This window comes from uncultured Marinobacter sp. (assembly GCF_947488835.1).
Lineage (GTDB): Bacteria > Pseudomonadota > Gammaproteobacteria > Pseudomonadales > Oleiphilaceae > Marinobacter.
This window is the reverse complement of sequence record NZ_CANLBK010000005.1, coordinates 150,609-177,048: the sequence shown is the minus strand read 5'-3', so window position 1 is coordinate 177,048 and position 26,440 is coordinate 150,609. Positions and strand designations below refer to the sequence as shown.

The following is a 26,440-nucleotide window of genomic DNA, read 5'->3' as shown; positions in this document are numbered from 1 at the left end:
CTCGGTGCATTCCCCGGAGTTGCTTCGGGCTAGGGGAACAGTGGGGCTGGCGTTATGTTTGCCAGCGCCCCTTCGTTGCTGAAGGACACCTCGCCATCCTGAATAGTTACCTGATAACTCATGTTGCGCTCCGCCAGCTTAGCCAAGGCTTCAGTAGATTCGCTCGGCAGTTCAATAATCGTCAGATTTTTGAAGCGGCTCAGTTTACTTTTGTGCTTCTCCAGCCATACGGGAACAGCGCGAGCGCCATAAGCGTACAGGATAACCTGGCGCGCACGGTTGCAGGCTTTGCGCAGGCGGCTTTCGTCGGGTAGGCCCAGTTCAATCCAGAGTTCAATCTCATCACTCAGGCTTTTCTGCCACAGTTCCGGTTCGTCGTCTGTACTTAGGCCTTTGGTGAATTCCAGATCGTCGCTGGCATTCAGGGCAAAGGCCAGGAGGCGAATCATCATGCGCTCATCATTCTCTGACGGGTGTTGCGCTATGGTGAGCTGATGGTCCGCATAATAGTGCCTGTCCATGTCGGCAATATTGAGCGTGGCTTTTAATATAGTTGCTTTGAGCGCCATGGCTGTCCTGCATTGGTATCAAGATGTTGATTTGCGGTAGTGTAAAGCAATTCTGTGAGTGGTGAGTAAGACGACATGCCGATGTTGCGCGGTTTTCTGATTCTGGTTTTGTTTTTCCTGCTTGGTGAGGCCTTGCGGGTACTGTTCCTGTTGCCGGTCAGTGGCGGCGTGCTGGGCATGATTCTTATGACACTATCATTAATGCTGCGGGGCAGGGTGAGTGATGACCTGGCAACGGCAAGTCAGGCGCTGATCTCCGTGCTGGTGTTGCTGATCATGCCGGGTGTGGTGGGGGTGTTCTTCCTGGCGTCACAATTCTCAGGGCAGTGGCTGGCGGTTGCTGCTGCCTTGTTGCTGGGCACCTTTCTGAGCGTCCTTACAACACTGCTGGTCATGAAGGGCGTGCTTCGTTTATCGGCACAGAGACGCTCCAATGACTGAGTTAGTCAGCCGTTTTATCGCGATTCCCGACTTGCTTGCGGCCAGCCCGATACTCGCAATCGGGCTTACCTTGACCGCATTTTTTGTCGGAAACTGGCTGTTTGCGCGCATTGGCAAGCCATTATGGATGCCGCCAGTATTGCTCTCCGCAGTAATTTTATCGGCAGTGATTGCGGTGTTATCCATTGATTATGTTCGTTATCAGGAGGGGGCGCTCTGGATTACGGTGTTGCTCGGGCCGGCAACTGTCGCTTTGGGGATTCCCCTGTATCAGCAAATCCATCATATCCGGGCTCTGTGGCTTCCGATTGTGGTTACACTGCCGCTGGCGGCCACAATGGCGGCGGTGTATGCCGTGGTGATCGCCTGGGCATTAGGTGCTACGCCTGAGGTCTTGGCATCACTCGCTCCAAAGTCTGTAACCGCGCCGATTGCTATCGGTATTACCGAACAACTGGGTGGATCAGTGGCACTGATGATGGGTGGGTTGCTGATAACGGGTGTGGTTGCAACCTTGTTTGTGGATCTGTTGGCAAAGTGGTTGCCGGTGGAGGATGAGCGCATTCTCGGGTTTGCCTTGGGCCTCAATGGTCACGCGATAGGCACAGCGCGGGCGTTTGAAATCAGCCACACTGCCGGCGCGTTTTCTTCTCTGGGGATGGGGCTTACAGGCGTGTTTACGGCGCTGATCCTGCCGTTGGTGTTTCGCCTTTGAGAGCGCGATACGCCTATCGAATTCGCCGTCATTCAGTTCGCGCATAGCTGCAAGTTGTAATTTCGATTGCCGTAAGTAGTTTCCGGGACTAGTTTCTAATACAGGCGTCCGGTGCGCCCGAGGTTCGGTGCGCCGTAAAAACTCGTAAAACAACGACGGAAAACGCAATGAAAAAACTACTTGCAGCTTTTATTGGTTCCCTTGCGCTGGCTAGCGCGCCAGTTGCTCTGTCTGCTGAGGCGACAAAAGAGCTTAAAATGGCGTACGACGCCGATCCGGTAACCCTCGATATTCATGAGCAGCTCTCCGGCGGCATTCTGCAGCTATCCCATATGTCTTTTGATCCGCTAGTACGCTGGACCAAAGACCTCGATTTTGAGCCCCGCCTTGCTGAAAGCTGGGAGCGTGTTGATGAGAACACCATGCGCTTCAAGCTGCGTGAGGGGGTGAAGTTCCATTCCGGCAACGAACTCACCACCAAAGATGTGAAGTTCACCTATGATCGCCTGAAGGAAAGCCAGGACTTCAAAGCCATCTTCAAGCCCTTTAGTGGCATTAATATTATTGATGATTACACCTTTGAACTGGTAACCAGCGAGCCATTTCCGCTACTGCTCAATACCGCCACCTACATCTTCCCGCTGGACAGTGAGTTTTATTCCGGTGAAACAGAAGACGGCAAGATGAAGGGCGCTATCCTGAAGCACGGTAACTCTTTTGCTTCCGGTAATCTGTCAGGTACTGGTCCCTACAAGGTGACATCCCGCCAGCAGGGCGTGCGTATGGAATTTGAGCGCTTTGCGAACTATTGGGATGAAGAGTCCCCAGGTAACGTAAAGAAAATCGTGCTGACACCAATCAAAGAGAACAATACGCGGGTTTCGGCACTGCTGTCTGGCGGTGTGGATTTTATCGCCCCGGTACCACCTACAGATCTTGATCGCATCAAGCGTGACAAGAACTCGGAGCTGGTTACCATGAGCGGTACCCGCATCATCCTGTTTCACATGAATCAGGATCGGGTTGAAGCCTTCAAGAACCCAAAGGTTCGCCAGGCGGTCGCTTATGCCATCAATCAGGAAGGCATTGCAGCCAAGATCATGAAAGGCTTTGCCACACCTGCAGCTCAGCTGTCACCGGCTGGCTACCAGGGTTACAACGAATCCCTGAAGCCACGTTATGACGTGAAAAAGGCCCAACAGCTGATGAAAGAGGCGGGCTATGAAGACGGCTTCACCATCACCATGATGGCGCCGAACAACCGCTACGTGAACGATGACAAGATCGCGCAGGCAGCAGCTGCCATGCTGGCCCGTATCAACATCAAAGTGGATCTGAAGACTTTGCCAAAAGCTCAGTACTGGCCGGAGTTTGATAACCGTTCTGGCGACATGATGCTGATTGGCTGGCACGCAGATACGGAAGATTCTGCCAACTTCTACGAGTTTCTGACCTTCTGCACAGAAGCGGGCAGTGGCGCAGGCCAGTACAACGCCGGTAACTACTGCAACCCGGAAATCGACGCCTTGGTAGCAAAAGCCAACGTGGAGACCGATATTGCCAAGCGCACCGCCATGCTGCAGGAAGTTGAGCAGCGCCTGTACGACGATGCGGCCTTCATCCCGCTGCACTGGCAGGATCTGGCTTGGGCCAGCAAGAAGAACGTGAAGATTGAGCCGATTCTGAACGTTATGAACTTCCCTTATCTGGGTGATCTGGTCGTAGAGTAAAGGGGAAAACTGCCCCCCTCTCTCCAACCTCTCTCCCGCCTTTCGTTAGGTAAAGGGAGAGAGGCTTTTTAAATACTCATCAGTGGTAATTCCTGCATGTTAGCGTTTTTGGTTCAACGCATTTCCCAGGCAGTGTTGGTCATGTTCGTGATCAGTGTGATCGCCTTTGCCATTCAGGATGGCCTTGGTGACCCGCTTCAGGAAATGGTCGGCATGTCTGTTTCCATGGAGGAGCGCGAAGCCCTGCGTGAAGAACTGGGGCTGAATGATTCCATGGTGGTTCAGTACCTGCGCTTTGCGGGCAAAGCCATTCAGGGCGATTTGGGCAACTCCTATTTTTACGGCAAGCCAACGCTCACAGTGATTGCAGAGCATCTGCCGGCCACTCTGGAGTTGGTGATCGGTGCCAGCCTCATCATCATGCTGTTGTCTGTACCCATTGGCGTTTATGCCGCCATCCGGCCTCAGGCCTGGTTGGCCAAGTTTTTCATGGGCGTGAGCACGGTGGGAATCTCCATTCCTGTGTTTCTTACGGCCATTGTTCTTATCCAGATATATTCCATTGGCATTACCGTTGAGTGGTTTCCTGTAGATTCCGGTTGGGGCCAGTGGCTGAACGGTGCCTTGAGTACTGATGGCGGCATGCCCTCCTACGGGCGTGGCGATGACCTGAAGCACCTTTTTGGAACCTGGAATTCCGGCTTTTTCTCAGAGCTCGGGCTGATGCATCTCGTACTGCCCTGCGTCTCCTTGGCATCCATCATGCTGCCGCTGTTTATCCGCTTGATTCGCGCGGAAATGATGGAAGTGCTGCAAAGCGATTACATTCGTTATGCCCGGGCAAAAGGCCTGAGCTCGGCACGCATTAACTTTCTCCATGCTCTCAAGAACACCATGTTGCCAGTCATCACCGTAGGTGGTGTGCAGGTGGGTGTTATGGTGGCTTACACAATTCTTACGGAAACCGTGTTTCAGTGGCCCGGCGTTGGGTTGATGTTTCTGGAAGCCATTACCCGAAGCGATATTCCTCTGATCGTCGCCTACCTGATGGTGGTGGGGCTGATTTTCGTGATCACTAATACACTGGTGGACCTGGTTTACGGGCTGGTGAACCCCACGGTGAAACTGACAGGTAAGAAAGCATGACAACGGCGACCCTCTCCCGCTGGAATCGCTTTCGCGAGTCCTTCCTTTGGTACAGCTTCAAGCGCGACAAGGTGGCGATTGCCAGCTTTATCGTTTTGCTTTTGATGGTGTTTGCAGCTGTATTCGCGCCACTGTTCGCGCCAACGAATCCTTACGACCTGGCGCAGATCGATATCATGAACTCGGAACTGCCGCCGGTGGGTATGTCCGGGGCTGATCCGGCCTTCCCTCTGGGTACTGATGCCCAGGGCAGGGATATGCTCTCTACCATTCTTTACGGTACACGGGTGTCCTTGTTGATCGGCTTTGGCGCGGTGGTGCTGCAGGCGGTGCTGGGTATATTGTTCGGCCTGCTGGCGGGCTACATGGGCGGCAAAGTCGACTCTATCCTGATGCGGATTGCAGATGTTCAGCTTTCCTTCTCCACCCTGATGGTTGCCATCATTGTGGGCGCGGTGTTCAAGGCCAGTTTCGGCAACCTGATGTTTGGTGAAATCGCCATTTACATGCTGATTTTTATTATCGGTGTAGCTGAATGGCCGCAAATTGCCCGAACCGTTCGGGCGTCTGTGCTGGCGGAGAAAAAGAAAGAGTACGTGGATGCGGCCAAGGTGATGGGCTTTCGCACCAACCGCATCATGTTCCGTCATATTCTGCCCAACACGCTGTCGCCAATTTTTGTTATCGCAACGGTGCAGATTGCTAACGCGATTATTTCCGAAGCGGCTCTGTCGTTCCTTGGCTTGGGTATGCCTGAAACCCAGCCGTCGTTGGGTTCTCTGATCAAATCCGGCTTTGATTATATTCAAAGCGGTTCCTGGTGGATAACTCTGATTCCCGGCCTGGTGCTGGTCGTGCTCGTGCTGGTCATCAACCTCTTGGGTGACTGGTTGCGGGATGTTATGAACCCACGGCTGTACAAGGGCTAACTATGAAAAACGACACACCACTGCTGGAAGTAAAAAACCTGGATGTTCGCTTTGCCGTTCGCGGCGGGGACCTCACGGCCCTGCGCGGAATCAGTTTCAGCCTCGATAAAGGCGAGCGGCTAGGGTTGGTAGGGGAGTCTGGTGCCGGTAAATCCGTAGCAGCCTTCTCGATTCTCAACCTGATTGCCCGCCCCGGTTATATTGCTGGCGGGCAGATTTTGCTGGAAGGCAAGGACTTGGCGGCCATGAGCGAGCGCGAGCTGCGCAAGATCCGTGGCAATCGCATTGCCATGATCTTCCAGGACCCCATGATGACGCTCAACCCGGTGCTGACCATTGGCACCCAGATGGTTGAAGCTATCAAGGCGCATCGCCGAATCAGCACCAAGGCAGCGCGGGATATAGCACTGGATAAGCTGCGCAAGGTGCAGATCCCCTCGCCGGAAAAGCGTCTCGACCAGTACCCTCACGAGTTATCGGGCGGTATGCGCCAGCGTGTGATCATTGCCATCGCCTTGCTGCTCGACCCGGAAATTATCGTGGCTGATGAGCCCACTACCGCACTGGATGTGACCATTCAGGCGGAAATCATGGCGCTGCTGCTGGATTTGTGTGAACAGGAAAATGTGGCGCTGATGCTGATTACTCACGATTTGGGTGTTGTTTCCCAAGTCACCCAGCGCATGTTGGTGATGTATTCCGGGCGCATTATTGAACAAGGCCCCACGCGGGAAATTATTAACGACGCCCAGCATCCCTACACTCAAGGGCTGATTAATGCGTTGCCGCAGATGGGCGAGCCAGGTGCGCGTTTATTCCAGATTCCCGGTTCCATGCCCTCTCTTAAAAACGTACCTACTGGCTGTCCCTTCCACCCGCGCTGTGATTTTGCAACCGACCAGTGCCGGCAAACCATGCCGGAGTATGTGCGATCGGGGAATGTGGATGTGGCGTGTTACGAAGTCAGCAATCTGATTGAGCAGGAGAAACGCATGCAGGAGGCCGGATCATGACCTCCCCGTTGGTAGAAATTCGCGGGCTGGAAAAACGGTTTGATTTGTCTGGCAGCCTGCTCGAGCAGATAACCTTCAAGGGCGGCCGATTCCAGCGCAAGCAGGAAGCCGTTCATGCCATTAACGGTGTGGATCTGCAGGTGCACAAAGGTGAGGCTTTGTGTGTGGTGGGTGAATCCGGCTGCGGCAAGTCTACGGTTGCCCGAACGGTTATGGGGTTGTTATCACCCAGCGCAGGCGAAGTTCATTACGACGGCCAGCGTATCGACAACCTCAAAGGCCGGGATGTACTGCCGTACCGCCGCAAAATGCAGATGATCTTCCAGAACCCCTATGCCTCCCTGAATCCCCGCATGACGATTCAGCAAACGTTGGAAGAGCCAATCCATTTCCATCGTCCTGAGCTGTCCCGAGATGAGGTGCGCGGCAAGGTGCAGGAGGTTATGGCATCTGTGGGTATCGACCCGGATTGGGGTAGCCGGTTTGGCCACGAATTCTCCGGCGGTCAGCGTCAGCGTATAGCCATTGCCCGTGCTCTGGCGGTAGACCCTGAGTTTATTGTGGCGGATGAGCCTATTTCGGCTTTGGACGTATCCATTCAGGCTCAGGTGCTGAACCTGCTGATGGAGGCGCAGGAAACCCGCAATCTGACGTATCTGTTCATCACCCACGATCTGGCCGTGGTAGAGCACTTCGGCACCCGTGTGGCGGTGATGTATCTCGGGCGAGTGTGCGAACTTGCAGAAACAAAAACTCTGTTTGCCGAACCCCGGCACCCATACACCCAGGCGTTGCTTTCGGCTATACCCAAGCTGGAAGACGACAGGCCTAATTACATTCGCCTGCAAGGTGAAGTGCCAACGCCAGTGAACTTGCCTTCTGGCTGTGTGTTTCATGGTCGTTGCCCCTACGCCAATGACCGCTGCCGCCAGCAAATACCCCAATTGATCACTACGGATAGCGGCACACAAGTAGCTTGCCATGCGGTGGAGGAAGGGCGGCTGTAAGCGAGCAGGTTTTAAGTGTGCGGTAGCTATAGGCTATGATGCGCCCAATGATTGAGCCTTAATCGAAATCGCCTACTGCACACTTACCTGTCATTCGCTGGGGAGCCCATGGAAATACGTTGGCTGGAAGACTTCATGGTGCTGGCCCGTGCGCGCCATTTTTCCCGTGCCGCTGAGCTGCAGCACGTAAGTCAGCCCACGTTCAGTCGCCGAATCAAACTGCTTGAAGAGGCCATGGGTGCCACGCTGGTTAACCGGCAGACATTGCCCTTGTCTCTGACACCTGCCGGGGAGATGTTTTTAGAGCTTTGCCAGCGAACGACTCGGGACGTTCGGGACGTTCGGGGGCAGATTGCCAGTATGGAGGCAGAAGTCTCTGCGCGAATCAGTGTGGGCTCAACTCAGGGACTGTTTTCTCACTTTTACCAGAGCTGGGCCAGTGAAGCGGGCGTAGCAGACAGGCTTCAGCTGAACCTGCAGGCGACCAGCTGGATCGGGGAGCAGTTTCTGGATGCTCTGGATAGTGGAGAATGTGATCTGGTGCTGTGTTATTGGCATCAGGATTTGCCTTGGGGTGGCCGGTTGAGTCGTGGTGAGTATGAATCTATCACCCTGGCCAATGAGTCATTGGTCCCCGTCAGTGTTGTGGCAGAAAACGGTGAGCCCCGATTCTCCTTGCCGGGGGCCACAGGCCAAACCGTACCGCTGATTGCCTATCACTCACGGGGTTTTTTGCAATCTGCCATTGAGGCGCATCTGTCACGCTGCGAACAATCCGTAAACCTGCTGCCGCTGAATGAGAACACTCAATCGGCCAGTATCAAAGCACTCGTGAAACAGGGCTTTGGTATGGGGTGGCTGCCCAGTCGAATGACAGAAAAGAGCGAGCAGTTCGGCAGTTTGACCCGAGCCGGCGACGAACGCTGGGATGTGCCGCTGGAGATTCGTTTGATCCGGTTGCGGGAACCTCGTTCAGAAGACCTTTTAACCCTCTGGAAAACACTGGATAACCAACATGCCTGAAACCGACCTGCTATCTCTTCAGATTGATCACGTGGGTATTCTGCAGAAGCGCTATGAACAGGTTCTGGAGGATCACGGTTATGACGGCCTGCTGATCAGTTCCGGTGCTGCCCCCATGCGCTACGGTGATGATCAGGCCTGGCAGTTCCAAGGTTACGGACCTTTTCTTCACTGGACAGGGCTCACGGGTTTTGAACATGCCTGGCTACTGATTCGTAAAGGAAAAAAACCAGTGCTCTCTCTGCATAAGCCCGTGGATTTCTGGCATGCAAGCCTCGAAATCCCACAGAAACCGTGGCTGGAAAAGTTTGATCTTCGCTTCAATGAAAGCCGGTCGGCGCCTGAGCTGAAAGAAATGAGCCAGCTTGCGATTATTGGCGATCCCTCTTTGTTTGCAGGCTTGCCGGGTGATGAAAACCCCGGTTCTCTATGTGCAGCGCTGGACGAAACGCGGGTGCACAAAACAGCCTACGAAATAGCCTGCCTGGCCCAGGCGAACAAACTGGCAATGGCTGGCCATCATGCTGCTCGCGATGCATTTCTGGCGGGCGCCAGTGAATTTGAAATCAACCTGGCTTATCAGCGAGCAACGCAGCAACGTGAAGCTGAGGCGCCCTATAACAGCATTATTGGAGTGAATGAGCACGCAGGCACTTTGCACTACCAGTATTACGATACGGCAGTACCCGTTAAATCCCGCAGCTTGTTGATAGATGCCGGGGTGCGCTACCGGGGCTATTGTTCCGATGTTACCCGTACCACCGCGGGTGTTGGCGAAGGGCGATTTGCAGCACTAGTGCATGGTCTTGAGCAATTGCAGTTCAGGCTCTGCAAGATGGTTGCCCCGGGTGTTGATTACCTGGATATTCACCGCAAAACCCACTTTGGCATTGCAGCACTATTGAGTGCAGCAGGGATAGTGGACGGCTTGAGCGATGAAGAGTTGGTTTCTGAAGGCCTTACCCGGGCCTTTTTCCCCCATGGCATTGGCCACTTCCTCGGCGTGCAAGTGCACGATGTGGCCGGCAAACCGGTAGCGCCCCCTGCCGATGCACCTTTCCTGCGCCTCACGCGCACATTGGAGCCCGGTATGGTGGTGACCATCGAACCAGGCTTGTATTTCATACCGTCTTTGCTGGAGCCATTACTATCTGGCCCACTCGGGCACCACATCAACCGGCCGTTGCTTGATGAGTTGCAGGGGTGCGGCGGCATACGCATAGAAGACAACGTAGTGGTAACCGACACAGGGTGCCGCAACCTGACTCGGGAGGCCGAAGCCTGAAACAACCCGTTGCACAAAATTAACACAACACGCTTGCAATCTTTGATGCTAATGATAATAATTATCACTACCTTTAGTGTTGATGGTGAGATTGCATTATGTACGTATGCCTATGCCACGGAGTGACAGACAGAGACATCCGAGCAGCCGCAGATAATGGTGTTTCCTCGATGCGTCAGCTTGGTAAAGAGCTTGGCGTAGGCACCCAGTGCGGGCGTTGCGCCAGTATGGCGCGGGGCATACTGCGAGAAAGCCGCTCACCGGATTACCTGGCCCTGGCGAACATGCTGGCAAGCCCCGCCTGACCCGACTGGCCTTTATTTCCTTTCTGCAATTTTGTAATGCGCCGTAACGCGCTATCCTTGTCGGGTGACGAGAGAGTTAGTCAACCAGAGCGTTGAAGGCTCACCGAACCTGAATCAAACAGCCGGGCAGGCCTTTCGTCAGTGAAGGGAGAATGAGCCGGCTGAGATCAAGGAGTGCTGCAATGAAAGGCGACAAGAAAGTCATCCAGTATCTGAACAAAGTCCTTGCCAACGAACTGACGGCCATCAACCAGTATTTCCTGCATTCGCGCATGTACAAAGATTGGGGCATCACCAAACTCGCGGCCAAGGAATACGAAGAGTCCATCGATGAGATGAAGCACGCTGATCAGTTGATCGAGCGCATCCTGTTCCTGGAAGGCCTGCCCAACCTGCAAGATCTGAACAAGCTGATGATTGGCGAGAACGTTGAGGAAATGATCGCCTGCGACCTCAAAATTGAACACATCGCCCATGTGGATCTGAAAGAAGCCATTATCTACTGCGAAGAAGTGCAGGACTTCACCAGTCGCGAGTTGTTCCGCAGCATCCTCGATAGTGAAGAAGAACACATCGACTGGCTGGAAACCCAGCTTGAAATGATCAGCCAGATGGGCATCCAAAACTATATCCAACTTCAGTCTTCTGCATCGGAGTAAACCAGACAATGGATTTGTCCTGTTTCAAAGCCTATGACCTGCGCGGCAGTGTTCCAGAGCAGTTGAACCCGGTTCTGGCAGAACGCATCGGGCGAGCCTACGTGGAAATCACCGGCGCCAGGAAGGTTATTGTCGGATACGACATTCGCCTCTCAAGCCACGAAATCACTGAAGCCTTGAGCTCGGGCTTGATGGCCGCAGGTGCGGATGTATTCGATATTGGCTTGTGCGGCACAGAGCATGTGTACTTTGCTACCAACCATTACGGAATGGACGGCGGCATTATGGTGACTGCCAGCCACAACCCCAAAAACCACAACGGAATGAAAATGGTTGGGCCGGGATCCCGCCCTATCAGCTCTGACAATGGTCTGAACGACATCCGCGACAGAGTGCGAGAGCCCTTTGGGGATGCGCGGGTGCAAGGGCGTTATGAGCCACTGGAAGTCACCAGTGCCTACATAGATCATCTTTTGGGTTATGTAGACGCGGCTGCCCTGAAGCCCATGAAAATTGTCGTTAACGCCGGCAATGGTGGCGCTGGCCTGGTGATCGACCAACTCGAAAAGCATCTGCCTTTTGAGTTCATCAAAGTTCACCACCAGCCAGACGGCAACTTCCCTAACGGCGTACCCAATCCCATCCTCGAAGAAAACCGCGCGGCCACAGCCGACGCCGTCATCGAGCACGGTGCCGCCATGGGCATCGCCTGGGACGGCGATTTCGACCGCTGCTTCTTCTTCGACGAAAACGGCCGCTTCATTGAAGGCTACTACATCGTTGGCCTGCTGGCAGATCAGTTCCTGCGCAAAACTGGCCCCGGCAAAGTCATCCACGACCCAAGGCTGATCTGGAACACCCTGGATCTGGTAGAGGCTGCAGGCGGCAAAGCCATCGAAAGCAAAACCGGCCACGCCTTCATCAAACAGCGCATGCGCGACGAAGACGCCGTATACGGCGGGGAAATGAGCGCCCACCACTACTTCCGCGACTTCGCATACTGCGACAGCGGCATGATTCCCTGGTTGCTGCTCGCCGAACGCCTGTGCCAGTCCGGTAAGCCGTTCTCATCCCTCATCGACGCCCGAATCGAAGCCTACCCGGCCAGCGGCGAAATCAACCGCACCATCGATAACCCCCCTAAGGTCATCGCTGCGATTGAAGAAAAATACGGCGCCGACGCAAAGAGCGTGAGCTATGTAGATGGCTTAAGCGTGGAATTCGACAACTGGCGCTTCAACCTGCGCATGTCCAACACCGAGCCCGTCGTTCGCTTGAACGTGGAATCCCGTGCTGACATACCACTGATGAAGGCTAAAACTGAAGAGCTGCTTGCAGAAATGGAGCGGTTGAATAAGTAGTTGCGATTGATTAAGTGGCCGTGAGTGGAAGCTAGGTCGGCCACCTGATCTAGCGCTGGGATGTCGGTGGGGCGGCGGTCGGAAACTGTGCGAAGCCATGGATGGCGTAGCCAAGCGTACACGGACGTATCCACAGCGTGTTTCCGACCGCCGCCCCACCGGCAGCCCGGCCAGGCACCAAACTCAAAGCCAATCGTTCAGCATAATCCCAAGCCCAAACCGCTCAATCCGATGATTGTAGTCAATCAGACTCTCCCCATACCCATTGTAATACTGGAAGAACCCCTTAATCGTACCCCCCAACGGAAAGCTATAACCAAACTCCACCGACGTACGATTATCCGAACGCAAATTGTTCATCAGATTCAAAGAGAATGTCCGATCCTCGGCAAGCTTATAAATCACGCCGTAGTTCGCATGCCCAAGATACCGCTCGATATCCTCATTATCATCTTTACTGTCTTCAGGAATCCGATACCAGGGCTCAACAACAAATAGCCAGCGCCCACTCGTAAAGCCGGCGCTGGCTTTCACCCTGTTCCAACTCCGTGAACGGGGCTCCGACTGCCCATTAGACTGGTGATTCATCCCAATCGTCACACCACTCAGGGTTACCGCTCCCAGATTCCAGTTGGTTTGATGCCGCAAAAAAACCTCCGGCTCATAGTTGGTCTCCCGGAACGGCGCAGAATCATCCTTGTTATACACCTGCCAGAAAGAACGCTGTGTATAACCGAACCATAACGTCGTGCGGTCCTCCAGCCAGCCCGTCAGCAAAGGAACCTTGAAACTTATTTGATACTTGGCTTCCTCATTTTCGAGTTCGTAATCGTAACCTGTCGTCCCCAGTCTGGGGCTGGTTGGTGTTTGGTTGGTGTCATCCATCCAGGTAACCGGGAGGATATAAGAGGGGCGGTGGCTGATAAAACTGCCTGAAAAGGAAAACAGCGCTTTTTCTGCATTAACGCTGCGATCCACCATGTTGCCCATTACGTTTCGGTCAGGGTCATCTTCGTCTGATGCTGTACCCGTATTCTCCAGATTCTGACGGTCAGGCGCTAAATTGTCAGCGGCCTCCTCGGCTTCCTCAACCTGTTGCTCCGGTGCCGTGTCTCGTGCCATTTTGGGATTATTGAACGAGTCGTAACAGGCTAGGCGCGGCACGCCTTCGTTTATCAGCGCGCAGTCTTTCGGGGAGGAAAGCCCGTGTTCTCCAGCGTGCGAATCCCCCTGTGCAACCGCCAGTGTTGGCCACAGACAGGCAAGCGCAGCTGCCTTTGAAAGCATGGCATAAGGGCGTTTGAGCATATTCGAGGTCTCTCTATGTTGCATTGAGGCTGAGCCAGGTACTGGCAATGCCGTAAACCCAAACTCCGATAAGGGTGAGGGCCAGGAGCGCAAAAACAAGCTTATGTCGGAGCTGGTTTTCGGCACTTGCTGCCACAACCCAGCGTAAATACATAAGACCAATAAAACTGATGAAAACACCAAGGCTTGCAATAGCGGGTATCAGCAGCCACGCCGGATTGATACTATGGCCGGTATCTGTCTGACTTGAGAACCAGCCCATCGATGTCAGCAACACTGCCAACGCGCTGAACTCTGTAATCAGCAGCGCCTTGCGCAGGGGATGTGGGGAGGGTTTCTCCGGGTTATTCATGGGTCGGATCCTGGAAATACTGAGTAAGCTGCAACATGGTAACCGGATGGCCAGAAAGAGTCTCCACGCTTACGTAATGGCAATATAAATGGTGGAAATCAATTTATGATTTTGCTATTCGGTTTTTTTGCCGGGATTCAGTCGCTATAATGCGGCAACCAAAGATTATAACGCTCAAAGGCGAGGTGCATTGTGAAGATGAAGAGAGTCCTGGCTGTCGTACTGCTTGGTTTTGGCATTACGGCCGGAGCCGTCATGGCAAGTGTTGAAGATGAAATCCGTGCGCGCATTCAGCCAGTAGGCGAAGTGTGCCTGCAGGGTGAAGAGTGTGGCGAAGCTGCGGCTGCTACCCAAACGGCAAGCTCCGGACCTCGCTCAGGCAGCGAAGTATACGACGCTGTGTGCATGGCGTGTCACACCACAGGTGCGGCAGGTGCACCTGTGATCGGTAATGCCGGTGACTGGGCTCCTCGTGTTGACCAGGGTATGGATACTCTGATCGATCATGCCATCAATGGCTTTAATGCCATGCCAGCTAAAGGTGGCTGTGCCAGCTGTTCAGATGAAGAAATTGTTGCTGCGGTCGAGCATATAGTGGCTGAGAGTAAGTAACGCCAGCACACTCATTGCAAAAACCCCGCTCCGGCGGGGTTTTTTGCGTTTTATAACCCTAAATCACCAAGCAGGGCGCTTAAGGTTGCTTTGCCCTTCTTCTGGTTGGCTTCAACATCCAGATCGCCTGTGCCCTCCCAGCGCACGTCGTCGGGGGGCAGTTCATCCAGAAATCGGCTGGGAATAGTTTCGATTTTTTCGCCATACTGCCTGCGTTGGGCGGCGTAGGTCAGGGTGAGGGTTTCTTTTGCGCGGGTAATGCCCACGTACATCAGGCGTCGTTCTTCTTCTACGTTGCCTTCTTCAATGCTGGACCGGTGCGGCAGGATTTCCTCCTCTAGCCCCAAAATAAATACGTGGGGGAACTCCAGGCCCTTTGATGCGTGGAGTGTCAGCAGTTGTACTTTATCGCTGTCATCCTCTTCTTCCCGCTGTTCCATCATATCGCGCAGAATCAACTTGGTGATGGCGTCTTCTATGCCCAGCTCATCGGCAGTGCCCTTGCCGTCCTCCAGCATGCGCTGGATGGATTCCACCAAGTACCAGATGTTCTCCATGCGGCGTTCCGCCTGTTTGGGCGTGCCAGAGTGCTGGTGCAGCCATTCTTCGTACTCGATATCCGTGAATAACTGCTTGATGACGGGCACCGGGTTTTCGCTGTGCAGACGCTCACAGGTGACATCCACCCAGTGCGCAAACCGGCGCAGGCGATCCAGGCCTTTCTCGGTTACGTGCGATTCCGCGCCCATGTCTCCCAGGGATTTAAACAGGCTGACGTTGCGCGCCCGGGCGTAGTGGCTAAGTTGCTCAAGAGTGCGCGGGCCGATTTCACGCCTTGGTACGTTCACTACGCGGAGGAATGCGGCATCATCATCCGGATTGATCAACAGGCGCAGGTAAGACATGGCGTCTTTAATCTCGTTTTTCGAGAAAAACGACTGCCCCCCTGAGATATGATAGGGAATCTGATAAGCCTGCAGCTTCATTTCCAGAAGCCGGGCTTGGTGGTTGCCCCGGTAAAGCACTGCAAAGTCTTTGAATGCCAGCCCTTTTTTCAGCTTTTGGTCGAGGATTTCGGTGGCCACTCTTTCGGTTTCTGCATCTTCGTTGCGGCACCGTACAATGCGGATTTCATCGCCGATGGTGTGGTCGCTCCAAAGGGCTTTTTCGAATACGTGTGGATTATTGGCGATAACCGTGTTGGCGGCCCGCAGAATGCGCGATGTAGAACGATAGTTCTGCTCAAGCTTTACAATCTTCAGGCTCGGGAAGTCTTCCTTCAATTGCGCCAGGTTTTCCGGACGTGCCCCACGCCAGGCGTATATGGATTGGTCATCATCGCCAACAACGGTGAACGCCGCGCGCTCGGCAACCAGCATCCTCACCAGTTCGTACTGGCAAATGTTCGTGTCCTGGTATTCATCGACCAGCATGTAGCGTATTTTTTTGCGCCACTTCGCCAGCACCTCGGGATTGTTTCGGAAGAGTTGCACAGGCAACAGAATCAGGTCGTCGAAGTCGACCGCGTTGTATGCCTTCAGGTACTCGTTATAATGCTTGTACACAATGGCAATGCGCTGCTCCCGCTCATCCGCCGCTTTGCTGTAGGCTTCCGCTGGCCCGCGCAGGGCGTTTTTCCAGGACGATATGGTCATCTGCACATCGTTAAGCTCGTCGCCGGCATCGGCGCTGGCCTCCCGAAGCATCAGATCCCGTATAAGGGCTTTGGCATCTTCTGCATCGAAAATAGAAAATCCCGGGTGGTAGCCCAGGTGGGTATGCTCCTCCCGGATCATGTTCAGCCCGAGGTTGTGGAAAGTGGAGACAATCAACCCGCGAGCCAGTTTACGGTCGACAATCCGGCTCACCCGTTCTTTCATCTCGCGGGCCGCCTTATTGGTGAAGGTAACGGCCGCAATGTGGCGCCCCGGAATGCCAAGGTGTTCAATCAGATAGGCGATTTTTCGGGTGATTACGCTGGTCTTCCCGCTGCCTGCACCGGCCAGCACCAGCAAAGGGCCGTCGGTGTAGCGGACTGCTTCATTTTGTCGCGGGTTGAGTTTGTTCACAAATACATTGCCAGAATGGTTTGAGACGGGGGTTGTCTTACTAGGACATTAGTCTACACCAGCCAGACTTTCTGTACCTTGTCGATCTATCAGCTATTCTTTTAACAGAACAGGATTGTTGTTCACGTACCCATGGATTCTGCTTAATGACCTTGCCACTGGAAACTGTTGGCTCAGACCAGCTCCGCCTTCTGGTTCTGACACCGGATTATACCGATTTTCTCTGGCTCAACGCTCTGTTGGCGGAAGAGCCTGAGATTCGTACGGATTCAACCTGGTGCCCGGAGCTTTTGGATTGTGACGATCTTATCCGCAACGCGAAGTTCGATGTTCTGGTTTGGGATTGCTCATTCCATGGTGGCCCTGAATCCTCATTTTTGCAGTATCTGGCAGTTGCCAGTGGCGATCGCCCGATATTGGCACTGGGTGCGGAAACGTCCCGTGAGCGTGCGGCAAGCTTGATTTGTAGTGGTGCATCCGATTATTTGAGCCGTCAGGAACTTGATGCCTGGAATTTTCGCCGGGCAGTAAAATGCCTCTGGTATCAGGAGCAGTTGGCGAACTCGGCCCACAGCCTCTTGGGTCGGGGGGTGGCGAGTGGGTTCATTAACCGGGATCTGTTTTTTGACAGGCTGCAGCAAGCGTTACACAGAGCTCAGCGCGGGAACCATCGGCTGGCGCTTTTGCATCTCAATATTGATGATTTTCGCAGTATTAATGAATCCTTTGGTTATCAGAAAAGCGATCAGCTGATGATCAAAGTAGCTGCCAAGGTTCGACTGGCGCTGCGTCGTGTGGATTCTCTGATGCGCATTGGCGGTGACGAACTCGCCATTATTGTTGAAAAGCTTGAAGATACCTTGGACATCACCCAGATTATTCGCAAGATTGTGCAGGTGCTGGATGAGCCAATATCAATTGATAGCCAGAGTGTGGTTGTCAGTGCCAGCCTGGGTGTGGCCACTTTTCCGGAGTCCGGAGACAGCCCCGAAAACCTCATGCGCCGGGCAAACCGGGCAATGTTTGAGGCCAAGCGGGATCCTGGTAGCAGTTACCGCTTTTACGACCGGCAGTTGCACATTTCTGCCGGGTACCAACTCAGACTGGAAGCGGACCTTCGCAATGCGCTCAGGGGCAATGAGCTGGAGTTGTATTATCAGCCAAGAATCGATCTGGCCAGTAACGAGGTGCGTGGTGTTGAGTGCCTGTTGCGCTGGAACCATCCAGAGCGTGGTTTGGTTGGGCCCGACGAGTTCATTCCTGTTGCCGAGCGCAGCGGCTTGATCGTTCCGATTGGTTATTGGGTGATTGAACAGGCCTGCAAGCGCCTGCAGGAGTCGGCAGAAATCGGGTACCCCGGTTTGGTGTTCGCGGTGAACCTTTCGTTCCGGCAGTTTCATGATAGAAAAATGACGGAAACGATATTTCGCATCATTTTCAATGCCAACGTTGATACCAGTTTGCTGGAACTGGAATTAACGGAAAGCGCAATGATGCACGACCCTGAATACGCACAACGTTGCCTGCGGGAGCTTAACCAGCTGGGTATCAGTTTCGCCCTGGATGATTTTGGCACTGGCTATTCCTCTCTCAGTAATCTTCAGCACCTGCCAATCTCGCTGGTGAAAATCGATAAGTCGTTTGTGCAGGATCTTGGTAATTCTGCGGATGCCGAGCACATTATCCGTGCGATTATCAGCCTGGCTCATAGCCTCCAGATCAGTGTGGTAGCCGAAGGTGTCGAAACGGAAGGCCAGCTTGAGTTTCTGCGCCAACAGCACTGTGATGAAATACAGGGTTACTATTATGCCCGCCCCATGCCCTGGGTTGACCTTGTGCAATTCCTGAACAAGCGTGGCGAGTCCGCTTGCCTGCAACTGTAAGCCGCTGTACCTTTGCTGCTTTATCAGAAACGCATCACAGAGGTTGCATGAACAGTATCTCCAGGCGCATAGCTGACGAACTCGGCGTACGCGAGCAACAGGTTAATGCCACCATCGCCCTGCTGGACGAAGGTTCCACCGTTCCGTTTATTGCCCGTTACCGTAAAGAGGTGACGGGTTCTCTGGATGACAGCCAGTTGCGGTCGCTTGAAGAGCGCCTGCGCTATCTCCGGGAACTGGAAGATCGTCGTAGCACCATCCTCAAGAGCATTGAGGAGCAGGGCAAGCTGACCGACGAACTGCGTAGCAGCATTGAAAGTGCCGATGCCAAGAACCGGTTGGAGGATCTTTACCTACCTTATAAGCCAAAACGCCGCACCAAGGCCCAGATTGCCCGGGAGGCAGGTCTGGAGCCTCTGGCCGATGCCTTATATGGCAATCCTACCCTTGAGCCGGAAACCACAGCTGAAAGCTATATCAATGCGGATGCAGGCGTTGCAGACACCAAAGCCGCCCTCGACGGCGCCCGCTTTATCCTGATGGAGCGCTTCGCCGAAGATGCAGAGCTTTTAGGTGAGCTGCGTGATCTCATCTGGCAGCAAGGTCAGTTAAAAGTCACCGTGATTGAGGGCAAGGAAAACGAAGGTGCCAAATTCCGGGATTACTTCGATCACGTTGAACCCTTGAAAAAAGTGCCTTCACACCGTGCTCTGGCAATACTGCGTGGTCGTAACGAAGGCATTCTTGCCTACACGCTGGTTGTGGGCGACGTGGAAGATGATCGCCGTCAACCGCACCCCGCGGAGCAACGTATTGCAGCCCGCTGGAACATCCGTGATAACGGCCGTGCCGCCGATAAATGGCTGTCAGAAGTAGTGCGCTGGACCTGGCGAGTTAAGCTGTCCACACAGATCGAAACAGATCTTATGACCCAGGTACGTGAAGCGGCCGAAACCGAAGCCATTAACGTATTTGCTGCCAACCTGAAAGATTTGCTGTTGCTGGCGCCCGCTGGGCCCCGTCCGACCCTTGGCCTGGACCCTGGGCTACGCACCGGCGTGAAAGTTGCCATCATTGATGGCACCGGCCAGGTAGCAGGGCATGGGGCTATTTTTCCCCACGCCCCCAAAAACCAGTGGGACAGTTCCATTGAGAAGCTCGCGGCCTGGTGTCGTGAATACAAAATTGAGCTGGTGGCCATCGGTAATGGCACAGCCTCCCGAGAGACCGAAAAGCTGGTGGGCGATCTCAGCAAGCGCTACCCGGAGCTAAAGCTGGCGCGCATTGTTGTGAGTGAGTCTGGCGCATCAATCTATTCAGCTTCCGAGTTTGCTTCCAAGGAATTGCCAGATCTGGATGTGACCATTCGTGGTGCTGTCTCCATTGCCCGACGGTTGCAGGACCCACTGGCCGAACTGGTGAAAATTGAACCCAAGTCAATTGGGGTAGGTCAGTATCAGCACGACGTATCTCAGGTTCAGCTTTCCCGCAGCCTGGATGCAGTGGTTGAGGATTGTGTGAATGGTGTTGGCGTTGATCTGAACACAGCCTCCACACCTTTGTTGGCAAGGGTGTCGGGTCTGAATCAGACCATCGCGCAGAATATCATTGAGTACCGCAACCAGAACGGCATGTTCCGTAATCGTAAGCAGTTATTGAAGGTGCCCCGATTGGGCGCGCGCACGTTTGAACAGGCTGCAGGCTTTCTGCGCATCGCCAGCGGTGAGAATCCATTGGACCGCTCATCTGTGCATCCGGAAGCATACGGAGTGGTTGAGAGTATTGCGGCAAAGAATAACCGGAAAGTTGATAACATTGTTGGCGATTCCGCGTTCTTGCGTGGTCTGAATCCCCAGGATTACGTAACAGATCGGTTCGGTGTGCCGACCATTCGGGATATTCTCTCCGAACTTGAAAAGCCTGGCCGCGACCCGCGCCCCGAATTCCGTTCCGCAAGCTTTGAAGAAGGCGTGGAAACACTGGGCGATCTCGTACCAGGCATGATTCTGGAAGGTTCTGTTACCAATGTGACGAATTTTGGCGCGTTTGTAGACATTGGCGTCCATCAGGACGGGCTGGTGCATATATCGGCACTTTCCCATACCTTTATCAAAGACCCCCGGGAAGTCGTCAAGGCCGGGGATATTGTAAAGGTTAAGGTGATGGAGGTGGATATCCCTCGCAAGCGGATTGCTCTTTCCATGCGTATGGACGACCAGCCCGGTGAAAAGGCGGAGTCGAAGCGCTCGGCGCCGGGCAAGTCAGCCAGCAACCGTGCGGGGCAGTCGGCAGGCCGACCAGCACCACAGAACCAGAATAAGGGTGCTGGTCAGAATGCCGGGCAGGGTGCCATGGGGGGCGCATTGGCTCAGGCATTTGCGTCGGCTCGTAAAGACAAGCGTTAGCTCGTTTAAAATATATCCAACAGCCGGCACCGCCCACAAGGCACCGCCGGTTGCAGCAGGAGTCAATCATGGCTGAATCCCGCCACTCTGTATTCCGCCAGTTCGCAGCCAGCGACTGGAACGGGTTTCTGAAAGGGGTAGAGAAAGAAGGTTTGCGCGTTGACCGCAACGGTTTCATCGCACAAACGCCGCACCCGGAGGCCTTGGGCTCTGCGCTTACGCATCCGACCATCACAACGGATTATTCCGAAGCCTTGCTCGAACTGATAACGCCTGTGTGCAGCAGCACGTCCGAGATGATGGAGTCGCTGCGCAACACCCATCGGTTCGTGCAACAGAACCTGGGCGATGAGGTTTTCTGGCCGGCCAGTATGCCCTGTGAGCTGAATGGCGATGCCAGTATCCCCATTGCAGAGTATGGCTCGTCCAATACCGGGCGGATGAAGCATGTATACCGACAGGGGTTGGCGGTGAGGTACGGACGGATGATGCAAAGCATCGCCGGCACTCACTACAATCTCTCGTTACCTGACAGCTTTATGGAAATCTGGCAGCGCGCGCTGGGTGACCAGCAAAGCATGAAAGACTTCAAGTCCGATCAGTATTTTTGGCTCATTCGCAATTTCCGACGCAGAAGCTGGTTGCTGATGCTTTTGTTCGGCGCCTCACCAGCCCTGGATGCGAGCTTTGTAGACGGCGTGAGTCATGATCTGGCCAGGTGCGGTGAGCGGAGCTGGTTTGGCGAGACAGCCACCTCGTTACGCATGAGTGATTTGGGTTATCACAACAACGCTCAGTCATCGTTGAATATCTGTTTCAATAAGCTCAGCACCTACACCCAAACGCTGGATAGAGCCATTCATACCAACTGGCCGGCTTACGAAGCGATTGGCACGCAGCGTGATGGTGAGTTTATCCAGATAAACACCAGCGTTTTGCAGATTGAGAATGAGTATTACAGCGCCGTGCGTCCCAAGCGCACTGCCCGAAGTGGAGAAAAGCCGATTCACGCGCTCGAATCCCGCGGTGTAGAGTACATTGAAGTGCGCTGCCTGGATCTCGATCCCTTCTCCCCAGTGGGTGTCAACGAGGCCCAGGTCGACTTCCTTGATCTCTTTCTGCTGGATTGCTTGCTGTCCGAATCGCCTAAAATCAGCGATGCGGAGTGCGTCATGCTGGATGACAACTACAAAGACGTTGTCTCCAACGGGCGTCATCACGAGCTCAAGCTGTGCCGGGCAGGTGAGCGCACGCCCGTTGGTGAAGCTGCAACAGCGATTCTGGATGGTCTTGAACCGCTGGCTGAAATACTGGATGGCTGGAACGGTGGAGAGGTTTATCGCAAGGCTCTGTCAGCCCAGCGAAGTGTTCTGTCGGGTGATCGCCAGGTGCCGTCTGCCCGGGTTGTTGATGCGATGCAGGCGTCTGGGCTCGGCCACCGGGACTGGACAATGGACATGGCGCTCAAACACCAGAATATGCTTCGCAAGGAAGGCATGGATGCTGGCGTAAATGCGTCATTTGTTGCCGCGGCCAAGGACTCACTGGCGCAGCAGCAACAGATTGAAGCTTCAGATACTTTAGCGTTCAGTGATTTTCTGGAGCAGTATCTTCGCTCCTGACTGGAATAGGCTATCGTTTTTGCATAAAGCGGATTTTGCAGAATTGTAAAATCCGCGGGCCTGCTTCACAGAAGGTGTGCAAATATTTGTCACTTTCTGACGCTGGTGCTAGATTCATTAGCATTGGCTTAAGGGAGAATTGGCATGGCAAGGGATATAAAGCTCGGCTGGGATGTTGAAGCGCTGAACAAAGCCTATCGTCAGGGATATATGGCAGCGTCCATGGGAATGGACAAAACTCGCTGCCCCTATCGTGGCGAAGTTGTTGTAGCCGCCTGGGAGTCTGGCTGGGAGGATGCCGGTGAGGTTGTCCAGGAAGAAAATGCCCTCGGGGATAACGGCCTGTATTCCCGTATAGCCTGAAGCGCGCTGGTTCTGTATCAGTTCACGCTTTGCTTGTACTACTTCTGTACAACAAATTCTGTAAACAGCACGCCGGTAATGGCTTCGCCGGTTTGCTGCTCTTCCAGCACCCCGTTTATTCGTAATTTGGCTTCTTCTCGCAGCGCTTGCTGGCCGTCCATCGTGGTCAGCGTGGCCGTATCTGTCTGCTCACCAAACAGCATTACAAGCTCATGGCGCAGCCTTGGCATGTGGGCTTCCACGGCAGGTCGTGTTGTCTTTTGAGAGGCTCTGAGGCTCACCGCTGCTTTCAGGTAAGTCAGTTTGCCACCCGGGGTGCCAACATGGGTTACAAAGGCAGGGTCCATGGCAATATAATCCGTGGTGCCTGATTTTTCGGTGGCTTCCCCTTCCTCGTTGGTAGCTTCTTCCGCCCAGGCTGTGGAGAGTGCAAAAAGCAGTAGGACGATACTGAATAGAACGAATTTTGGCTGGGGTGTCATAGGCTTGCAGTTCGTTATGGTTTAGGGTTTAGTGACAAAATTAGCAGCGTTTCCGCCGGATAGACCGAGAATAGCAGGCTGGACAGCGCATTTGTGTAAAACTGAGGAATCTTTGTGAAAGTAAGAGCAATTTTTGCACTCGTTTTTGTTGTCTGCGCCGGGTTGTTGGGTGTGGCGTTTTATATGGAGCACGTAATGGGGCTTGAGCCCTGTCCCTTGTGTTGGCTCCAGCGCTTTGGTTTTATGGGCGTGGGTTTGGTGAGCCTGGTGGCGGCGTTGCACGGGCCCGGAGAGTTGGGAGTGCGTGTTTACGGTCTGTTGCTGGCAATAACCGCTGGTGCCGGGCTGGGCATGGCCGGTCGCCAATTGTGGTTGCAGAGCTTGCCCGCTGATCAAGCGCCTGCCTGCGGCCCCTCTGTGGATTATATGCTGGAGGTGCTGCCGGTTATGGAGGTGCTGTCTACCGCACTCAAGGGCACCGGAGACTGCGCTGCCGTGGTTTGGCGCTTCCTTGGATTGAGCATTCCTGGTTGGACCGCTGTATTTTTCCTCCTGTTGGTGATTCTGGGGCTGACGATGCTCATTCACCGGGGTCGTGTGAAAACCTGGCTGGTTAGCTGAAACGGTTGCGGCCGGTGGCCAGCATGGGGTAACTTGATCCGGACTTAACCAATATCAGCGTCAGGCCCAATGTTAGGGTTTCCAAGCGGAGAACGGGTGTCATGTTGGAAAATTGCCGAAATGCCAGGGAGCGCTGGGGTGGCGTCAGCGAGCTTATTGATCGCTGGCTCAAGGATCGTCAGGAGTTGCTGGTTCATTACTGCGATTTGTCCGCAGAAAGCGACTTCTCGCAAACCGAAGCTCTGAAGCAAAAGTTTGTCCGCTTGTGCGAGGTATTGGTGGACTATGTTTCGACAGGCCATTTCGAAATATATGAGCAGCTGGTCAGAGAGGCTCGGGAGTTCAACGACGGAGGTCTGGAGCTGGCAGGCAAGGTATACCCCCGCATTGAAGAAACCACAGAGGTGGCACTCAACTTCAACGACCAGTTGGGGGAGGGCGATTTATCCGAACAGGACATCACAGCCCTGTTTGAACAGCTTTCTCACCTGGGTGAAACCCTGGAGAGCCGATTTGAAATGGAGGACTTCCTGATACAGCACCTCCATACTGTGCATGCAGATAAAGTAGCAGCGGTCTGAACTGTTCAGAGATCTGAAGGGATATAAAAAAGCCTCAGTAGCGCGAACGCTCTGAGGCTTTTTTGTGGCTTCAGACAAGCTGAAGCTCGGCTTTCCGTATTACTCGGAGGCAGAACCTTCTTCGTTTGCATCCGGGTTAATGGCTAGCAGCTCTACATCAAACACCAAGGTTTCGTTAGGGCCAATCGCTCGGCTTCCGCCTGGGCCGTACGCCAGGTCAGACGGGATGTATAGCTTGTAACGGGCACCCTCGCTCATTAGCTGCAGGCCTTCGGTCCAGCCGGGAATGACCTGGTTCAGGCCAAAGGTTACAGGCTCGCCGCGTTCACGGGAGCTGTCAAAAACCTCACCAGAGAGAAGTTCGCCGGTGTAGTGCACCTGCACCATATCGGTTGCACCAGGTTTCACGCCATTGCCTTCTTCCAGAACTTCATACTGGAGGCCGGATTCGGTTGTTTCTATGCCGTCGCGCTCAGCGTTTTCGGCAAGGAAGGTATCACCGGCTTCGCGGTTTTTCTGGGCCAGCTCTTCCATTTGCTTACCCTGCTCTTCCTGCAGAGTCTGCTGGTATTCCATCAGTGCTTGCTGGATCTCTTCACGGCTCATGCGCTTGGTTTCGTCATCGCCTGCGTGTCCATGCTGGATGCCCTGAAGGAACTGATCCATTTGCAGGTTTGGCAGGTCGTTGCCCATGCGTTCGCCCAGTACCAGGCCCATGCCATAGCTAACCTTCTGATCGGTAGAGTCCAGCTTTGGATCCGCCGGAGTTTCAGGAGGAGTTGAGCAGCCGGCAACCAAGCCGGTTATCGCCAATGCAAGCAGCGTTTTCTTCATTACATCATCCTTTTGGGTTATGACGGTTTTATAGCGGAGAGGGCCGTGGCCCACGTATTGTGTTTGTCAGGTGGGAAAAGGTAACGGGTTCTGAGCGCAGATTCCACTGAACATCTGTTAAGGCGCTACAGATTGTTCCTTGTCGGGGTTTTCAGATCCTTAACTTTCATTATTCACGGCGCCGGGAGGGCTAAGGGAGAAGGGTGCGCTGTAAGGAGATTGCCAGTCGGTCTCAGGGTTCGAGATTCTCGAGGGCGACCGTTGCTTGTCCATCCTTTCAATGGCCAGCGTGTTCCAGGGACCGTGTTCTGGTGGTTGATCGGCGTAATGCCAATTGCCATCAGTATCCTGCCATTTGAATACTATGTCGGGGCCTTCAGTTGGCACTGGAGAAGGAACCAGGCCTTCAAACGCAGGCATTCCTGACTGGGTTTCTTTGGCGACAGGCTCAGATGCCTGCTCTGCTTCATTCAGACCAAAGAACATAAGCAGCATTAGCAGCCCAAGAGCCGGGAACGCCAGCCGGACAAGCCATTTGATCAGCATGGCTGTACCTCGCCCGAAGCAAAGGCGGAAAAGATATCGACCAGTGTATTGAGTCGCTGTTTGGTGCCCTGCTTTATGCCGGCTGCCGGTGCGGCCGCGGCAAGGTTGGACTGGATAAGCTCGTCACATACGTACATGTTGCGTTGTTCCAGTTTAGGGTCTTTAAAAGACCGCCAGGCTATAGCCAATTCTATGCGCTCAGCCTCCAGCTCAAGGCTGGCCAGGTTTGTGCGCAGGGCACTATAAGCTGCCTGCGCCTTGGGCACCGACATGCGAATGGCTCGCAAGCTGCCGGTTACACGATCGCGCCACTCTGTTACCGTAGCCTCTTCGATACCGGTATATGCCCTGCCGTTGAGTGCAAGCCATCCCGCGCATAAAATTCGTGTTACGCTCCAGCCCTCATTTTGTAAGGCCAGACACGTTTCTTGCGCCAGCGAATGATGCCAGAACGCCAATGCAAATTGCCAAAGGGGGTTGTCTGGCTCCAGGTCTGCCGGCAACGCCATGGTTTTTAACGGTAAACCCTGGTTGGCTTGAGAACGGGCTGGCATGGGCAATGAACCGACTCTGACAATT

27 protein-coding genes are annotated in these 26,440 nt (G+C 54.1%); 19 read left to right on the top strand and 8 right to left on the bottom strand.

Annotation, left to right across the window (positions count from 1 at the left end; genetic code table 11):
* Positions 1 to 29: 29 nt before the first annotated feature.
* On the bottom strand, positions 30 to 569 hold the full coding sequence (locus tag Q0824_RS16170) for a YaeQ family protein (RefSeq protein WP_298453126.1): 540 nt from the start codon (positions 567 to 569) through the stop codon (positions 30 to 32).
* A 75-nt stretch (positions 570 to 644) separates the two neighbouring features.
* Between Q0824_RS16170 and Q0824_RS16165 the strand changes: the two genes are divergently transcribed.
* The 12 genes from Q0824_RS16165 (at position 645) to Q0824_RS16110 (ending at position 12,183) form a co-directional block, all read left to right on the top strand.
* Complete coding sequence (locus Q0824_RS16165) at positions 645 to 1,010, top strand: CidA/LrgA family protein (protein ID WP_298453123.1); 366 nt, start codon at positions 645 to 647, stop codon at positions 1,008 to 1,010.
* On the top strand, positions 1,003 to 1,725 hold the full coding sequence (locus Q0824_RS16160) for an LrgB family protein (protein ID WP_298453120.1): 723 nt from the start codon (positions 1,003 to 1,005) through the stop codon (positions 1,723 to 1,725). Before Q0824_RS16165 ends, Q0824_RS16160 begins: the two co-directional genes overlap by 8 nt.
* A gap of 167 nt (positions 1,726 to 1,892) precedes the next feature.
* Positions 1,893 to 3,455: an ABC transporter substrate-binding protein gene (locus Q0824_RS16155; protein ID WP_298453117.1), complete on the top strand. Its 1,563-nt coding sequence runs from the start codon at positions 1,893 to 1,895 to the stop codon at positions 3,453 to 3,455.
* 96 nt (positions 3,456 to 3,551) lie between these two features.
* Positions 3,552 to 4,601, top strand: coding sequence for an ABC transporter permease (locus tag Q0824_RS16150; protein ID WP_298453090.1), 1,050 nt, complete (start codon positions 3,552 to 3,554; stop codon positions 4,599 to 4,601).
* Entirely contained in the window at positions 4,598 to 5,530 is a 933-nt protein-coding gene (locus Q0824_RS16145) for an ABC transporter permease (RefSeq protein ID WP_298453087.1), read from the top strand. The genes Q0824_RS16150 and Q0824_RS16145 overlap by 4 nt, the downstream gene beginning before the upstream one ends.
* A 2-nt stretch (positions 5,531 to 5,532) precedes the next feature.
* Positions 5,533 to 6,543: an ABC transporter ATP-binding protein gene (locus Q0824_RS16140; RefSeq protein ID WP_298453084.1), complete on the top strand. Its 1,011-nt coding sequence runs from the start codon at positions 5,533 to 5,535 to the stop codon at positions 6,541 to 6,543.
* Positions 6,540 to 7,550, top strand: a complete 1,011-nt coding sequence (locus Q0824_RS16135; RefSeq protein WP_298453081.1) for an oligopeptide/dipeptide ABC transporter ATP-binding protein — start codon at positions 6,540 to 6,542, stop codon at positions 7,548 to 7,550. Before Q0824_RS16140 ends, Q0824_RS16135 begins: the two co-directional genes overlap by 4 nt.
* 108 nt (positions 7,551 to 7,658) lie before the next feature.
* The gene (locus Q0824_RS16130; RefSeq protein ID WP_298453078.1) at positions 7,659 to 8,573 is read left to right on the top strand and encodes a LysR family transcriptional regulator; all 915 of its coding nucleotides are present in this window, start codon (positions 7,659 to 7,661) and stop codon (positions 8,571 to 8,573) included.
* Complete coding sequence (gene pepQ / locus Q0824_RS16125; RefSeq protein WP_298453075.1) at positions 8,566 to 9,858, top strand: Xaa-Pro dipeptidase; 1,293 nt, start codon at positions 8,566 to 8,568, stop codon at positions 9,856 to 9,858. The genes Q0824_RS16130 and pepQ overlap by 8 nt, the downstream gene beginning before the upstream one ends.
* 98 nt (positions 9,859 to 9,956) lie before the next feature.
* Positions 9,957 to 10,163, top strand: coding sequence for a bacterioferritin-associated ferredoxin (locus tag Q0824_RS16120; RefSeq protein ID WP_298453072.1), 207 nt, complete (start codon positions 9,957 to 9,959; stop codon positions 10,161 to 10,163).
* A gap of 182 nt (positions 10,164 to 10,345) precedes the next feature.
* Complete coding sequence (gene bfr / locus Q0824_RS16115) at positions 10,346 to 10,822, top strand: bacterioferritin (RefSeq protein WP_298453070.1); 477 nt, start codon at positions 10,346 to 10,348, stop codon at positions 10,820 to 10,822.
* A gap of 8 nt (positions 10,823 to 10,830) precedes the next feature.
* Complete coding sequence (locus tag Q0824_RS16110) at positions 10,831 to 12,183, top strand: phosphomannomutase (protein WP_298453066.1); 1,353 nt, start codon at positions 10,831 to 10,833, stop codon at positions 12,181 to 12,183.
* 183 nt (positions 12,184 to 12,366) lie between these two features.
* Here Q0824_RS16110 and Q0824_RS16105 read toward each other — a convergent pair whose 3' ends face one another.
* Together Q0824_RS16105 and Q0824_RS16100 are read right to left on the bottom strand one after the other, a co-directional pair.
* A complete protein-coding gene (locus Q0824_RS16105; protein WP_298453064.1) occupies positions 12,367 to 13,491 on the bottom strand; it encodes a phospholipase A in 1,125 nt (374 codons plus the stop codon).
* Positions 13,492 to 13,504: 13 nt separating this feature from the next.
* A complete protein-coding gene (locus Q0824_RS16100) occupies positions 13,505 to 13,843 on the bottom strand; it encodes a hypothetical protein (RefSeq protein WP_298453062.1) in 339 nt (112 codons plus the stop codon).
* A 198-nt stretch (positions 13,844 to 14,041) separates the two neighbouring features.
* Here Q0824_RS16100 and Q0824_RS16095 point away from each other — a divergent pair, with 198 nt between their 5' ends.
* Positions 14,042 to 14,455 (top strand): cytochrome c5 family protein, encoded by a 414-nt coding sequence (locus Q0824_RS16095; protein WP_298453060.1) that lies wholly within the window; start codon positions 14,042 to 14,044, stop codon positions 14,453 to 14,455.
* 50 nt (positions 14,456 to 14,505) lie between these two features.
* On the opposite strand, the gene rep is transcribed toward Q0824_RS16095, so the two are convergent.
* Positions 14,506 to 16,524: a DNA helicase Rep gene (gene rep / locus Q0824_RS16090; RefSeq protein ID WP_298453057.1), complete on the bottom strand. Its 2,019-nt coding sequence runs from the start codon at positions 16,522 to 16,524 to the stop codon at positions 14,506 to 14,508.
* A gap of 146 nt (positions 16,525 to 16,670) precedes the next feature.
* On the opposite strand from rep, the gene Q0824_RS16085 reads away from it, so the two are divergent.
* From Q0824_RS16085 to Q0824_RS16070, 4 genes are all read left to right on the top strand, one after another.
* Positions 16,671 to 18,407, top strand: coding sequence for a bifunctional diguanylate cyclase/phosphodiesterase (locus Q0824_RS16085; RefSeq protein WP_298453055.1), 1,737 nt, complete (start codon positions 16,671 to 16,673; stop codon positions 18,405 to 18,407).
* 47 nt (positions 18,408 to 18,454) lie between these two features.
* A complete protein-coding gene (locus Q0824_RS16080) occupies positions 18,455 to 20,812 on the top strand; it encodes a Tex family protein (RefSeq protein WP_298453053.1) in 2,358 nt (785 codons plus the stop codon).
* A gap of 68 nt (positions 20,813 to 20,880) precedes the next feature.
* The gene (gene gshA / locus Q0824_RS16075; protein ID WP_298453050.1) at positions 20,881 to 22,434 is read left to right on the top strand and encodes a glutamate--cysteine ligase; all 1,554 of its coding nucleotides are present in this window, start codon (positions 20,881 to 20,883) and stop codon (positions 22,432 to 22,434) included.
* A 144-nt stretch (positions 22,435 to 22,578) separates the two neighbouring features.
* Complete coding sequence (locus tag Q0824_RS16070) at positions 22,579 to 22,797, top strand: ribosome modulation factor (RefSeq protein WP_298453048.1); 219 nt, start codon at positions 22,579 to 22,581, stop codon at positions 22,795 to 22,797.
* Between the two features lie 38 nt (positions 22,798 to 22,835).
* Here the strand turns inward: Q0824_RS16070 and Q0824_RS16065 are convergent, their stop codons facing one another.
* Positions 22,836 to 23,279, bottom strand: coding sequence for a flagellar basal body-associated FliL family protein (locus tag Q0824_RS16065; protein ID WP_298453046.1), 444 nt, complete (start codon positions 23,277 to 23,279; stop codon positions 22,836 to 22,838).
* 114 nt (positions 23,280 to 23,393) lie between these two features.
* On the opposite strand from Q0824_RS16065, the gene Q0824_RS16060 reads away from it, so the two are divergent.
* Together Q0824_RS16060 and rsd are read left to right on the top strand one after the other, a co-directional pair.
* Positions 23,394 to 23,900, top strand: a complete 507-nt coding sequence (locus Q0824_RS16060; RefSeq protein ID WP_298453044.1) for a disulfide bond formation protein B — start codon at positions 23,394 to 23,396, stop codon at positions 23,898 to 23,900.
* Positions 23,901 to 24,001: 101 nt separating this feature from the next.
* Positions 24,002 to 24,481, top strand: coding sequence for a sigma D regulator (rsd, locus tag Q0824_RS16055; RefSeq protein WP_298453042.1), 480 nt, complete (start codon positions 24,002 to 24,004; stop codon positions 24,479 to 24,481).
* A gap of 99 nt (positions 24,482 to 24,580) precedes the next feature.
* Here the strand turns inward: rsd and Q0824_RS16050 are convergent, their stop codons facing one another.
* The 3 genes from Q0824_RS16050 to Q0824_RS16040 form a co-directional block, all read right to left on the bottom strand.
* Complete coding sequence (locus Q0824_RS16050; protein WP_298453040.1) at positions 24,581 to 25,315, bottom strand: FKBP-type peptidyl-prolyl cis-trans isomerase; 735 nt, start codon at positions 25,313 to 25,315, stop codon at positions 24,581 to 24,583.
* A 159-nt stretch (positions 25,316 to 25,474) separates the two neighbouring features.
* A complete protein-coding gene (locus Q0824_RS16045) occupies positions 25,475 to 25,861 on the bottom strand; it encodes a DUF4124 domain-containing protein (RefSeq protein ID WP_298453037.1) in 387 nt (128 codons plus the stop codon).
* The gene (locus Q0824_RS16040) at positions 25,855 to 26,415 is read right to left on the bottom strand and encodes a TIGR02444 family protein (protein ID WP_298453034.1); all 561 of its coding nucleotides are present in this window, start codon (positions 26,413 to 26,415) and stop codon (positions 25,855 to 25,857) included. The genes Q0824_RS16045 and Q0824_RS16040 overlap by 7 nt, the downstream gene beginning before the upstream one ends.
* Positions 26,416 to 26,440: the final 25 nt, after the last annotated feature.